The sequence below is a fragment of the Paenibacillus chitinolyticus NBRC 15660 genome, assembly GCF_000739915.1.
In the GTDB taxonomy this organism is placed as follows: domain Bacteria; phylum Bacillota; class Bacilli; order Paenibacillales; family NBRC-103111; genus Paenibacillus_F; species Paenibacillus_F chitinolyticus.
The window spans coordinates 399,995-415,041 of record NZ_BBJT01000002.1 but is presented as its reverse complement, the minus strand read 5'-3'; the positions used below and the strand labels follow the sequence as shown (position 1 = coordinate 415,041).

1 protein-coding gene is annotated in these 15,047 nt (G+C 57.2%); it reads left to right on the top strand.

The annotated features are described in order from the left end of the window. Positions 1-89 precede the first annotated feature (89 nt). On the top strand, positions 90-15,011 hold the full coding sequence (locus PCH01S_RS03485; RefSeq protein ID WP_409372152.1) for an amino acid adenylation domain-containing protein: 14,922 nt from the start codon (positions 90-92) through the stop codon (positions 15,009-15,011). The last annotated feature ends 36 nt before the right edge of the window (positions 15,012-15,047 follow it).

Genomic DNA, 15,047 nt, shown 5'->3' with positions numbered 1-15,047 from the left:
AGCTTTACCCGGCGGATGTGCGTACGGCGCATTCCGTATGCAATCCGCCGGATCGCTTTTTTTAACGAAAAGAGAGGGGAACGATGAAGGTGGCTTTTGAAAAAGAAATCCTTTTTTGGAACGAAAAATTTTCAGGTGAAGATGATTCGCTTACCCTGCTGCCGTACAGTAAGGCTCCGAGCCACGCGGCTCCAAGCGTTCAGTCCGTTTCCGGAACTTTGTCCGATGCGGCGGCGCAGCGGGTCATTCAAATGAGCAAAGGCGCGCCTCTGGCCGCCTATATGATTTTGCTGGCGGGAGTTCAAGTCCTGCTATACAAATATACGGGTGATTCCGCTGTTCTTGTCGGCATGCCGGTTGTGAAGAAACCGCAGGAGACGCGGCGGCCCATTAACCATACGGTAATTCTGAAAAATAGGATTGGCGGCGAGTCCACCTTCAAATCGGTGTTGAACGAATTGAAGGTTTCTCTTCCCGAGGCTATCCGGCATCAGCAGATTCCGTTTCTCAAAATGACGGAGAAGCTGGATCTTCAGTACACGGACGGCGTGCCGGTCGTCAATACGCTCGTTTCTCTGAATGAGCTGCACGGCACGGATGTCGGCGGGAACGTCGTCTGCGACTGCCTGTTCCAATTCCGTCTGGAGGACGGTTCGATTCATCTACAAATTGGGTACAACGAAAATTTATATCACCAGGGCTTCATGACCGGGGTGGTCGATCATCTGGATCGTCTGCTGGCGGGCGGTTTAAATAACCTTGATCAGGAAGCGGCGGGAGCGGCTATGCTGTCTCCGGAGGAAGAGCGCCGGCTTATTCACGCTTTTAACGAGACGGAAACGGACTATGAATCGGAAAAAACGATTCACGGCCTGATCGAGGACCAGGCTGTACGGGTTCCGGATGCGACAGCGGTGGTTTTCGAACAGGAACGTCTCACTTACCGGGAGCTGAACGAGCGGGCGAACCGGCTGGCGCATACGCTGCGTGCGAAGGGTGTGCAGCCGGATCAGCTTGTCGGCCTGATGGCCGGGCGATCGCTGGAAACGGTCGTCGGCATCTTAGCGGTGCTGAAAGCCGGCGGCGCGTATGTGCCGATCGATCCCGAATATCCCGAGGAGCGCATCCGCTACCTGCTGGAAGATTCGGGCGCAAAGCTGCTGCTGACGCAGCGGCGGCTGCTGGACCGCGTCCCCTATGCGGGAACTGTATTGGCGCTCGACGATGAGAGCTCTTACAGCGCAGACGGCACCAATCCGGAGCCGGTTAACGGGCCGGACCATCTGGCCTACGTCATCTACACGTCCGGAACGACGGGCAAGCCTAAGGGCGTAATGGTGGAGCACCACGGGCTGGTCAGTTTGAAGAACATGTTCCGGGACACGCTCGGCATCACCGGATCGGACAGAGTCGTGCAGTTCGCCAGTTTGTCGTTCGACGCGTCGTGTTGGGAAGTGTACAAGGCACTGTTTTTCGGAGCCGCCCTCTACATTCCGACGTCCGACACTATTCTTGATTACCAGCTTTTCGAGCGCTACATGGACGAGAACGGCATCACGGCCGCGATCCTGCCGCCTACGTACGCCGCTTATTTAAACCCGGATCATATGACGGGGCTGCAAAAGCTCATTACCGGGGGCTCGGCCGTATCGGCCGAATTCGTGCAGCAATGGAAAGACAAGGTGCGGTATTTCAACGCATACGGTCCGACGGAAGCTTCGATCGTCACTACGGTCTGGGCCGCTGGACCGACTGATACCGGCTTGAAGTCGGTTCCCATCGGCCGACCCATTCATAATCACAAGATTTATATCGTGGACAAGCACGGACAGCCTGTGCCTGAAGGAGTAGCGGGTGAACTGTGCATTGCAGGCGTCGGTCTGGCGAGGGGATATTTGAACCGCCCCGAGCTGACGGAGGAGAAGTTCGTCGAAAATCCTTTTGCTTCCGGCGAGCGGATGTACCGGACCGGGGATTCCGCCCGCTGGCTTCCTGACGGGAACATCGAATATATGGGCCGGATCGACCACCAGGTGAAGATCCGCGGCTACCGGATCGAAACCGGCGAAATTGAAGAACAGCTCCTGAAAATTCCGTCCGTACAGGAAACGATCGTCATCGCCCGCGAAGAAGAGAGCGGACTGCAATTGTGCGCTTACGTAGTGGGAGACCAATCGCTGACTGTCAGTGATCTTAGAGCAGCGCTGTCGCAAAACTTGCCGGGTTATATGATTCCCGCGCATTTCGTACAGCTGCCGAGGATGCCGCTGACGCCGAACGGGAAAATCGACCGGAAGGCGCTGCCTGCCCCTCAAGGAAACGCGCTCGGTGGAGGCGAGTATGTTGCGCCACGAAACGAAGCGGAGCAAGCTCTTGCCGACGTTTGGAAGGCTGTGCTGAATACCGAAAGGGTCGGAGTCACGGATCATTTCTTCGAGCTCGGCGGTGATTCCATCAAGTCGATTCAGGTTTCCTCCCGGCTGCACCAGGCCGGCTACAAGCTGGAGATTCGCGACTTGTTCAAATATCCGACGATCGCGCAGCTCAGCCTGCACGTGAAGCCTGTCGCCCGGACGGTCGATCAGGGAGAAGTGACCGGTGCCGCCGTATTGACTCCCATTCAGCAATGGTTTTTCGAGCGTGAATTTGCGGATGCGCATCACTTTAACCAATCCGTTCTGCTGCACCGCAAAGACGGTTTCGATGAGACGGCGATCCGCAAAGTGCTGCAGAAGTTAACGGAGCATCACGATGCGCTGCGGATGGCGTTCCGCAAAACGGAGCACGGCTATACGGCCTGGAACCGCGGAATCGGGGAAGGTGAGATGTACAGCCTGGAAATCACCGATTTCAGGAAGGCTGCAAATCCGGGAGCCGCGGTCGAAGCGAAGGCGAATGAAATTCAGAGCGGAATCGGATTGGAAGACGGGCCGCTCCTAAAAGCGGGCCTGTTCCGCTGCGCGGACGGCGATCATCTGCTTATCGCGGTTCATCATGCCGTCGTGGACGGTGTATCGTGGCGGATCTTGATGGAAGATATCGCGCTCGGGTACGAGCAGGCAGGCCGGGGACAAGACATCCGTTTTCCCGCGAAAACCGATTCCTACCTTGGCTGGTCGGGGCAGCTTGCGGCCTACGCGCAAAGCCCGGATATGGATATGGAGAAGGCCTATTGGCAGGGCGTGGAACGTACATCTGTGCCTCCTTTGCCGAAAGATATGGATGAGGTGGACTCACAGCAGCGGGACAGCGAATCGCTCTTTGCCGTATTGACTCCCGACGAAACGGAGCTGCTGCTGAAACGGGTACACCGGGCCTATAACACGGAAATGAACGATATCCTGATTGCCGCTCTGGGAGCCGCCGTACAGAAATGGAGCGGACATGACCGGGTCCTTGTAAATCTGGAAGGCCACGGGCGTGAATTCATCGGAACGGATATCGACATTACGCGTACGATAGGCTGGTTTACGAGCAAGTTCCCCGTTGTGCTGGAGCCGGAGAGCGGCAAAGACTTGTCGCATCAAATCAAAGCGGTAAAAGAAAGTCTTCGCCGGATTCCGAACAAAGGGATCGGATACGGAGTATGCCGGTACCTTTCGGAGAAGACGGACGGCTTGGTGTGGGGCGCCGAACCGGAAATTAACTTTAACTATTTGGGCCAGTTCGACGACGATCTGCAAAATAACGAGATGGGTCTATCGCCGTATCCGGGCGGAAGCCCGGCAAGCGACCGGCAGGCGCGCAGCTTCGTGCTGGACATTAACGGCATGGTGCTGAACGGTTCGCTGTCGCTTGACCTGAGCTACAGCCGGAAACAGTTCCACAAAGCGACAATAGAGAGACTGGTTTCGCTGCTGGAGCAGAGCCTCCGTGAAATCATCGCCCACTGCGCGGCTAAAGAGAAGACGGAGCTGACGCCTAGCGACGTACAGTTTAAAGGTCTGACCGTTACGGACATGGAGCGGATTGCCGAAGACACGGCGCCTATCGGCGAGATCGAGAATATCTATACCCTCACGCCTATGCAGAAGGGGATGTGGTTCCACAGCGCGATGGACCCGCAGACAGGCGCCTACTTCGAGCAAGCGCGTTTTACGCTGCTGGGCGAGCTGGATGTCGATGTTTTCTCCAAAAGCTGGGCCGAATTGGCTGCGCGGCATGTCGTGCTGCGGACTAATTTTTACAGCGGAGCGGGCGCGGAACCTATGCAAATCGTGTACCGGGACAAGCCCGTCGGGTTTGAATATGAAGATTTGCTGCAGCTGGATTCTGCGGGACGCACAGCCTATACCGATAAGAAAGCGGAAGAAGACAGGCTGCGGGGCTTCGATCTGGAGCGGGATGCGCTTGTGCGTGTCACGGTTCTCCGGACGGATGAACACCGCTATCACGTGCTGCTCAGCTTCCAGCATATTTTGATGGACGGCTGGTGCCTGCCGCAGCTTACGCAGGAGTTGTTCGAAACTTACTCGGCCTTTGTCCGGAATGAGAAGCCGGAACGCACCGCTTCAACGGACTACAGTCAATACATCGAGTGGCTGGAGAAACAGGATGAGGAAAGTGCTTCCCGCTACTGGTCCGGCTATCTGGAAGGGTATGACGGACAGACGGAGCTTCCCAAAAAGACCGATGCGAAAAGCGGACCGTTTCTTCCGGAGCATGTCGTTTGCGAGCTGGGCAAAAGCTTGAGCGAACGGATGGAGCGGGTGGCCAAGCAGCAGCAGGCCACGTTAAACACCTTGCTGCAATCGGCATGGGGCGTCGTTTTGCAAAAGATTAACGGGACGGGCGATGCGGTGTTTGGCAGCGTCGTCTCGGGAAGACCGGCTGAGATTCCGGGAATCGAAGAGATGATCGGTCTTTTCATCAATACGGTACCGGTGCGGGTGACGAGCGAGCCGGATACGTCTTTTGCCGAGGTCATGGCCAAGGTGCAGGAGCAGGCGCTGGAATCCGGCCGCTACGATTATTATCCGCTGTATGAGATCCAGGCCCGAAGCGCCCAGAAGCAGGATCTTATCCACCATATTATCGCATTCGAGAACTATCCGATGGACGAGCAGATGCAGCAGGCGGGCGGCAGCCAAACGGGCGGTCTGGCTATCGCGGATGTCGAGATGGCGGAACAGACGAATTACGATTTTAACATGACGGTCGTGCCGGGAGAAGCCATTGAAATACGCTTCGATTACAATGCGGGCGTGTTTGCGAAAGCGGACATCGAGCGTTTGCGGGGACAACTTCTGCTTGTGCTCGAACAAGTCGTGAACGATCCCCGGGTCAAAGTGGGCGATTTGGAGCTCGCGACGGCGGCTGAAAAGTCGCAAATTATTGAAGCGTTCAACGACACAACGACGGAATTCCCGCGGGACAAAACCCTTCATCAGCTGTTTGAGGAACATGCGGAGAGGATACCGGATGCAGTGGCGGTCGTATTTGAGCAAAAGGAACTTACGTACCGCGAGCTGAATGAGCGGGCGAACCGCCTGGCACGTATGCTCCGGGGCGAAGGAGTCGGCCGGGACTGTCTCGTAGGCATTGTTGTCGAACGTTCCATCGAAATGATCGTCGGCATTATGGCCGTGCTGAAAGCCGGCGGCGCTTATGTACCGATCGATCCGGAATACCCGGAAGAACGTATCCGGTACCTCATCGAAGACTCGGGCGCCCGGGTTATGCTGACGCAGCGTCATCTGCAGGAACGGATTCCCGTCCAAAGAGTCGTGATCGTACTGGATGACGAAGGGTCTTACCACCCCGATGGGTCGGAATTGGAACGAATCAACGAATCGGCCGATTTGGCCTGTGTGATCTATACCTCGGGGACGACCGGGAATCCGAAAGGAAACCTGGTATCGCACCGGAACATTATCCGGATCGCACGAAATACGAACTACGTCGAGATTACGGAGCAGGACCGGGTTCTTCAGTTGTCCAGTTATTCTTTTGACGGGTCGATTTCCGATATTTTCGGCGCTTTGGTCAACGGGGCGGGCCTCGTTCTCATTCCGAGAGAGATCATGCTCGAAATCGGGCAGCTGGCCGAGTTGATCGAAAGGCAGCGGATCACGGTTTCGCTCATTACGACCGCTTTTTTCAACGTGCTCGTGGATGTAAATGTGGATTGTTTGCGGCATATGCGGGCCATTCTGTTCGGCGGAGAGCGTGTTTCGGTCGGTCATGTCCGTAAAGCGGTCGATCATCTGGGTCCGGGCAAAATCATTCATTTGTATGGCCCTTCGGAGAGCACGGTGTACGCCACGTACTATGTAGTGAACGAAGTGGCCGAGGACGCCGTGAATGTTCCGATCGGTCGTCCGATCAGCAATACGACGGCCTATATCGTGGATGCCCGCAACAATCTGCAGCCGATCGGTGTAGCCGGGGAACTTTGCGTGGCCGGCGAAGGCTTGGTCCGGGGCTACCTGAACCGGCCTGAATTGACGGCGGAGAAATTCGTGGACAATCCTTTCGTTCCGGGAGAACGCATGTACCGGACCGGGGACGTGGCGAGATGGCTGCCGGACGGAACGATCGAATATGTGGGCCGGATGGACGATCAAGTGAAAATCCGCGGCTTCCGGATCGAGCTTGGCGAGATAGAGGCACAGCTGCTGAAGGTGGAATCCATCCGGAAAGCAACTGTAATCGCCCGTGAAACGGCCAGCGGAGACAAACAGCTTTGCGCCTATTTCACGGCGGACGGCGAGCTGCAGGCAAGCCGATTAAGAAGCGCCTTATCCCGGGAGCTTCCGGGGTATATGATTCCTTCTTACTTCGTCCAGCTGGAGGAAATGCCGTTAACGACTAACGGCAAGGTGGACCGCAGAGCGCTCCCGGCGCCGGAACTTAGTTTGCAGGAGGGGACGGAGCATACGGCACCACGGACTCCGCTGGAAACGGACCTGGCCGCAATCTGGCAGAGCGTATTGGGACTCGAGAAGGTTGGCGTGAAGGACAATTTCTTCGAACTCGGAGGACATTCTCTGCGTGCGACAACGCTTGTCAGCCGGTTACGCAAAGAGCTTCACGTAGATTTCCCGCTGAAGGATGTTTTTGTTTATTCGACCGTAGAAGAGATGGCTCAAGCGATTGCAAATCTGGCGCAGCTTTCGTTCTCTTCGATCCCCAAGGCAGAGGAAAGCGATTATTACCCGTTATCTTCCGCGCAAAAAAGGCTGTTCATCCTTCAACAGCTGGAAGGGGCGGATCAAAGTTACAACATGCCGGGAGCTTTGCTGCTGGAAGGAGCGCTGGACCGGCATCGATTCGAAGAAGCGTTCCGCGGACTGATCGCCCGTCATGAGACGCTTCGCACCGGTTTCGGGATCATAAACGGGGAAGCGGTGCAGCGGATAGACAGCGACGCGGACTTTTCGGTGGAGCATATCCGGGCAAGCGAAGAAGAGGCGGTCGAAGCCGTGCAGAAGTTCATCCGGCCGTTCGACTTGGCGGCGCCGCCTTTACTCCGGGTTGGCTTAATTGAGCTGGCGGAAGACCGGCATATTCTGATGTTCGATATGCATCATATCGTGTCCGACGGCGTTTCGATGGATGTGCTGGTGGAGGAGTTTGTCCGGCTGTACAGCGGCGAAGAACTGGAACCTCTGCACATTCAATACAAGGATTACGCGGTATGGCAGCAATCGGAGGGGCAGAAAGAACAGTTGAAGCGGCAGGAAGCTTACTGGCTCGATGTTTTCCGGGGAGAGCTGCCCGTACTGGAGCTGCCGACGGATTTTGCCCGGCCCGCCGTACAGAGCTACGAAGGACAGACACTTGAATTTTTTGTCGACGCACAGAAGAGCGAAGCTTTAAAACGACTTGCGGCAGAAAGCGGCTCGACGCTTTATATGGTGCTGCTTGCCGCTTATACGGTGCTTTTGCATAAATATACGGCTCAGGAAGATCTGGTCGTAGGAACTTCGATTGCCGGAAGAACCCACGGGGACGTGCAGCCGCTGATCGGAATGTTCGTCAATACACTGGCAATCCGTAATTACCCGGCCGCCGGCAAAACGTTCTTGTCGTACTTGCAGGAGGTCAAAGAAACGACTCTGGGCGCATACGAGCATCAGACTTACCCGTTCGAGGAGCTGGTCGAAAAGGTACAGACGGCCCGTGACTTGAGCCGTAATCCGATTTTCGATACGATGTTCTCTCTGCAAAACCTGGAAAACAAGGAATTTGAGCTGGAAGGGCTCAAGCTCACTTCTTATCCGAGCGAGTACGGCATGGCGAAGTTCGACCTCAGCTTAGATGTCGTGGAAGAAAGCGGCGGTCTAGAGTGCAGCTTGGAGTATGCGACTTCCTTGTATAAAAAAGAAACGGTAGAACGGATGGCGCAGCATTTCGAGCAGCTGCTCGGTGCCATAGCGGAGAAGCCGGAGGCAAAAATTGCCGAGCTGGAACTGCTCACTCTTTTCGAAAAAGAGCAGCTGTTCGAAGCGTTCAATCCGGCCATGTCCGAGCTTCCGCAGGTGCAGACGTTCCACCGGCTGTTCGAGGAACAGGCGGTCTCGACTCCCGATGCGGCGGCCGTTGTCTACGAAGACAAGCAGTTGACCTACCGGGAGCTGAACGAAAAGGCGAACCGGCTGGCGGCAACGCTGCGGGAAGGCGGCGTCGGCAGAGAGTCGATCGTCGGCATTTTGGCCGAGCGTTCGGTAGAGCTGCTCGTCGGCGTCATCGCCGTATGGAAAGCGGGAGGCGCGTATGTGCCGCTTGACCCGGATTATCCGGCCGACCGCATCCGCTTTATGCTCGAAGACAGCGGGGCGACGGTGCTGCTGACGCAGACGTCTCTGAGAGAGAGCAGCGAGGCTTGGCTGGAAGCGGAAGAGACGTCGCTGCGCACGATCCTTTGCCTGGACGACGAAAAGTCGTACAGCGGAGACGGAGAGAATGCGGCTGTCGGAGTCGTTCTGGAAGGCAGCGTAAACGGAGATTCGGCTGACAGTGCAGCGTCCGGCAGCTTGTCCGATTCAGGCACACCGGACGGTGTCCCGGCCGAAACCCAGCCGCACGATCTCGCCTACGTGATCTACACGTCGGGCACGACGGGACGGCCCAAAGGCGTCATGATCGAGCACGGCAGCCTTGTGAACACGGCAGCCGCCTACCGCCAGGAATACCGGCTGGACCGGTTCCCGGTCCGCTTGCTCCAGCTTGCGAGCTTCTCCTTCGACGTGTTCGTCGGAGATATCGCGCGGACGCTGTACAACGGCGGCACCATGGTTATCGTGCCGAAAGACGACCGGATCGACCCGGCCCGCCTGCACGGCTGGATCCAGGAACAACAGATCACCGTGTTCGAATCGACACCGGCGCTGATCGTGCCATTCATGGAACATGTGGCGCAGAACGCGCTGGATATGAGCTCGATGGAGCTGCTCATCACCAGCTCCGACAGCTGCAGCGTGGGTGATTACCGTGTGCTGCAGGAGCGTTTCGGCTCGCAGTTCCGGATCATCAACAGCTACGGCGTCACCGAAGCGGCGATTGATTCGAGCTTCTACGACGAGCCGCTGGCGAAGCTGCCAGAGACGGGCAGCGTGCCAATCGGCAAAGCGTGGCTGAACGCGAGGTTCTACATCGTGGACGCGCATTTGAACCCGGTGCCGGTCGGCGTCCTGGGCGAGCTGTGCATCGGGGGGCCAGGCGTGGCACGGGGCTACTTAAACCGTCCGGATCTGACGGAAGAGAAGTTCGTGGACAGCCCGTTTGTCGCGGGCGAGCGTCTGTATCGTACAGGGGACTTGGCCCGTTGGACGGCGGACGGCAACGTGGACTTTATCGGTCGGATCGACCACCAGGCGAAAATCCGGGGCTACCGGATCGAAACCGGCGAGGTCGAGTCGCAACTGCTCCAGGCGGACGGCGTCCGTGAAGCGGTCGTCCTCGTACGCGAAGACGGCAGCGGACAGAAAGCGCTGTGCGCGTACTTCACGGCCGATGGCGAGCTTGCCGTGAACAGTCTGCGCAGCGCACTGGCGCAAGAACTGCCGGGCTACATGATCCCGTCGTATTTCATCCGGCTGGAGCGGATTCCGCTGACGCCGAACGGGAAAGTGGACCGCAAGGCGCTGCCGGCGCCGGAAGCGGGTGTAGACGGCGGCGCGGAATATATCGCGCCACGCACGCCGCTGGAAGCGAAGCTGGCCGCCATTTGGCAGGACGTGCTCGGTCTACAGAAGGAAATCGGCATCCGCGATAACTTCTTCGACCTGGGCGGACATTCCCTGCGGGCGACCACGCTTGTCGGCAAAGTGCATAAGGAACTGAACGTCGATCTGCCGTTAAGAGACGTTTTCCGTCATTCGACGGTTGAAGAAATGGCGGCGGCAATCGCCAATATGGAACGGCAGGAGCATGTCTCCATTCCGCTTGCCGAAGAGCGTGACCATTATCCGCAATCATCGGCGCAGAAGCGGCTGTACATCCTCAACCAGCTTGAGGGAGCGGAGCTGAGCTATAACATGCCGGGAGCGCTGCTGCTCGAAGGGGCATTGGATCAGAACCGATTCGAGGAAGCATTCCGCAGTCTGACCCGGCGCCACGAGACGCTGCGCACGGGCTTTGAAATGGTGAACGGGGAAGCGGTGCAGCGGGTGTATGCGGACGTGGACTTCTCCGTGGAACATTTTTCGGCGGCCGAGGAAGAAGCGGCAGAAACGGTGCAGAATTTTGTACGACCGTTCGATTTGGCTAAACCTCCTTTGCTGCGCGTAGGCTTGGTCGAACTAGCGGTTGAACGGCATATTTTGCTGTTCGATATGCATCATATCGTGTCCGACGGAGTTTCGATGGACGTGCTGGTAGAAGAGTTCGTCCGCTTATACAGCGGAGAATCGCTGGAACCGCTGCGCATTCAGTATAAGGACTACGCTGTCTGGCAGCAGTCCGAAACGCAGAAAGAGCAGCTAAAACGCCAGGAAGCTTACTGGCTTGACGTTTTCGGGGGAGAACTGCCGGTGCTGGAACTGCCGACGGATTATGCCCGTCCCGCCGTCCAGAGCTATGAAGGGCGGACGCTCGAATATTTCCTCGAGGCTCAGAAAAGCGATGCTCTGAAGCAGCTTGCGGCGGAAACCGGAACCACGCTTTACATGGTTCTGTTTGCGGCCTATACGGTCATGCTGCATAAATATACCGGACAAGAAGACCTTATTGTCGGCACACCGATTGCGGGCCGGAACCATGGTGATGTGGAGCCGCTGATCGGAATGTTCATTAATACGCTGGCGATCCGCAGCTATCCGGCCGCAGAGAAAACGTTCCTCTCCTACTTGCAGGAGGTCAAAGAAACGACTCTCGGCGCGTATGAGCACCAGAACTATCCGTTCGAGGAGCTCGTGGAAAAGGTGCAAGTTGCCAGGGATCTAAGCCGCAATCCGATTTTCGATACCATGTTTACGCTGCAAAATACGGATAACAAAGATTTTGAACTTGAAGGTCTCCGGCTGACCTCGTATCCGAGCGAAAGCACTATGGCGAAATTCGATTTGAGCCTGGATGTAATGGAAGACAGCGGCGGTTTGGATTACAGCTTTGAATATTCGACCGCTTTATACAGGAAAGAAACGGTGGAAATGATGGCGCAGCATTTCGAGCAGCTGCTCGGTGCTATCGCCGAGAAGCCGGAGGCAAAAATTGCCGAGCTGGAACTGCTCACTCTTTCCGAAAAAGAGCAGCTGTTCGAAGCGTTCAATCCGGCCATGTCTGAGCTTCCGCAGGTGCAGACGTTCCACCGGCTGTTCGAGGAACAGGCGGTCTCTACTCCCGATGCAGCGGCCGTTGTCTACACAGACAAGCAGCTTTCCTACCGGGAGCTTAATGAAAAGGCGAACCGGCTGGCGGCAAGACTGCGCGCGGACGGCGTCGGCAGAGAGTCGATTGTCGGCATTTTGGCCGATCGTTCGGTGGAGCTGCTCGTCGGCGTCATCGCCGTATGGAAAGCGGGAGGCGCGTATGTGCCGCTTGACCCGGATTATCCGGCCGACCGCATCCGGTTTATGCTCGAAGACAGCGGAGCGACGGTGCTGCTGACGGAGACGTCTCTCAGAGAGGACGCCGAAGCTTGGCTGGAAGCGGAAGAGACGGCGCTTCGCACGATCCTTTGCCTGGACGACGAGAGGTCGTACAGCGGGGACGGAGAGAATGCTGCTGTCGGAAGCAAAGCTGTGGGGAATGCGAATGAGAGTGTAGAGAGTGCTCGGGTGTCGGCGGGTCAAGGAGACGGCGCTGCGTTGAGCAGCACGGCTGACAGCGAATCGGACGGCATTCCTTATGAAACCCAGCCGCACGATCTCGCCTACGTGATCTACACGTCCGGCACGACGGGACGGCCCAAAGGCGTCATGATCGAGCACGGCAGCCTTGTGAACACGGCGGCCGCCTACCGCCGGGAATACCGGTTGGACCGGTTCCCGGTCCGCTTGCTCCAGCTCGCGAGCTTCTCCTTCGATGTGTTCGTCGGAGATATCGCGCGGACGCTGTACAACGGCGGCACCATGGTTATCGTGCCGAAAGATGACCGGATCGACCCGGCCCGCCTACACGGCTGGATCCACGAACAACAGATCACCGTGTTCGAATCAACGCCGGCGCTCATCGTGCCGTTCATGGAACATGTGGCGCAGCATGAGCTGGATATGAGTTCGATGGAGCTGCTCATCACCAGCTCCGACAGCTGCAGCGTAGGCGATTACCGCGTGCTGCAGGAACGCTTCGGCTCGCAGTTCCGGATCATCAACAGCTACGGCGTCACGGAAGCGGCGATTGATTCGAGTTTCTACGACGAGCCGCTGGCGAAGCTGCCGGATACAGGCAGTGTGCCGATCGGCAAAGCGTGGCTGAACGCGAGGTTCTACATCGTGGACGCGCACCTGAACCCGGTGCCGGTCGGCGTACTGGGCGAGCTGTGCATCGGTGGCCCGGGCGTGGCACGGGGCTACTTGAACCGTCCGGATCTGACGGAAGAGAAATTCGTGGACAGCCCGTTCGTCACGGGTGAGCGTCTGTATCGTACGGGCGACTTGGCCCGGTGGACAGCAGAGGGGAACGTGGACTTTATCGGGCGGATCGACCACCAGGCGAAAATCCGGGGTTACCGGATCGAAACCGGTGAGGTCGAGTCGCAGCTTCTCCAGGCGGACGGTATCCGCGAAGCGGTCGTCCTCGTACGCGAAGACGGCGGCGGCCAAAAAGCGCTGTGCGCATACTTCACGGCTGACGGCGAGCTTGCCGTGAGCAGTCTGCGAAGCGCGCTGGCGCAGGAATTGCCGGGCTACATGATCCCGTCGTATTTCATCCGGCTGGATCGGATTCCGCTGACGCCGAACGGGAAAGTGGACCGCAAGGCGCTGCCGGCGCCGGAAGCGGGCGTGGACGGCGGCGCGGAATATATCGCGCCACGCACGCCGCTGGAAGAGAAGCTGACCGCCATTTGGCAGGACGTACTCGGTCTACAGAAGGAAATCGGCATCCGCGATAACTTCTTCGACCTCGGCGGACATTCCCTGCGGGCGACGACGCTTGTCGGCAAAGTGCACAAGGAACTGAACGTCGATCTGCCGTTAAGAGACGTTTTCCGTCATTCGACGGTTGAGGAAATGGCAGCGGCGATCGCGCGGATGGAACGGCAGGAGCATGTCTCTATTCCTCTTGCCGAAGAGCGGGAATATTATCCGCTCTCGTCGGCGCAAAAACGGCTGTTTATCCAGCATACGCTCGAAGGGGCGGATCAGCTTTACAACATGCCGGAAATGCTGCAGCTGGAAGGGCCGGTGGATATCGACCGGATACAGGAAGCTTTCCGGACATTGATCGCGAGGCATGAGACGCTGCGCACCGGATTTGAAATGGTTCACGGCGAACCGGTTCAACGGGTACACGCTCAAGTGGAATTTGCAGTCGAAACGAGCAAATCCGCAAAAGAAGACGCGGCGCAAATCGCCCGCAGCTTCGTCCGTGCGTTTGACTTGCGGACACCGCCGCTGCTTCGCGCAGGCTTGATTGAGCTGGAGCCGGAGCTGCACATTCTCATGTTCGATATGCACCATATGGTCTCCGACGGTGTTTCCATGTCGATATTGGTGGACGAATTTTCCCGGCTATATGCGGGAGAAGAGCTTCCTCCGCTGCGCATTCAATACAAGGATTACGCGGCATGGCAGCAGAGCGAAACGTACAAGGAACGTACACGGCAGCAGGAGTCGTACTGGCTGGAAGCGTTGGCCGGCGATCTGCCCGACGTGGAGCTGCCGGCCGATTATGATCGGCTGCCGGTACGTAGTTATGAGGGCGCTCATCTGGAATTTGAAGTCGGTGCGGATCTCACCGCCGAGCTGGGTGTTCTGGCGGCCCGGTCCGGAAGTACCATGTTCATGATTCTTTTATCCGCCTACAACGTACTGCTGTCCAAATACAGCGGGCAAGAAGATGTGATTGTCGGAACGCCTGTTGCAGGCAGAACGGATGCCGATCTGGAGCCGGTTATCGGTATGTTCGTCAACACGCTGGCGATCCGCAACCGGCCTGCCGGCGACAAAACCTTCCTTTCCTTCCTAGAGGAAGTGAAGGAATCCGCGCTGGGAGCTTTCGAGCATCAGGATTATCCGTTCGAAGAACTCGTGGAGCGCTTGAATGTGAAGCGGGATGCCGGTCGCAATCCGCTGTTTGATACGGTGTTCGATATGCAGAATATCGAGGAACACGAAGCTTCGCTCGGAACTCTTCGTCTCAAGCCTTATGAGCTGGACGATCTGGAAGAAGCGAAATTCGACCTCACCTTGTTCATGTCGGAAGATAGCGGCACGCTCAGTGGAGGGTTCTTTTACGGGACGAAATTGTTCAAAGAAGCGAGAATCCGGACAATGGTCCAGGATTACTTGCACATCTTGTCCCAGATTTGCGAAAATCCCGAAAAGCGGTTAAGCGAGATCCAATGCCTGAAGCCTTCGAGCGGCACGAAGAGTTCGGTCGAAGCGATTGAATTCGCTTTTTAAACGAAGCCCTGCCAGGTACTAGTTGTTCATATCTGA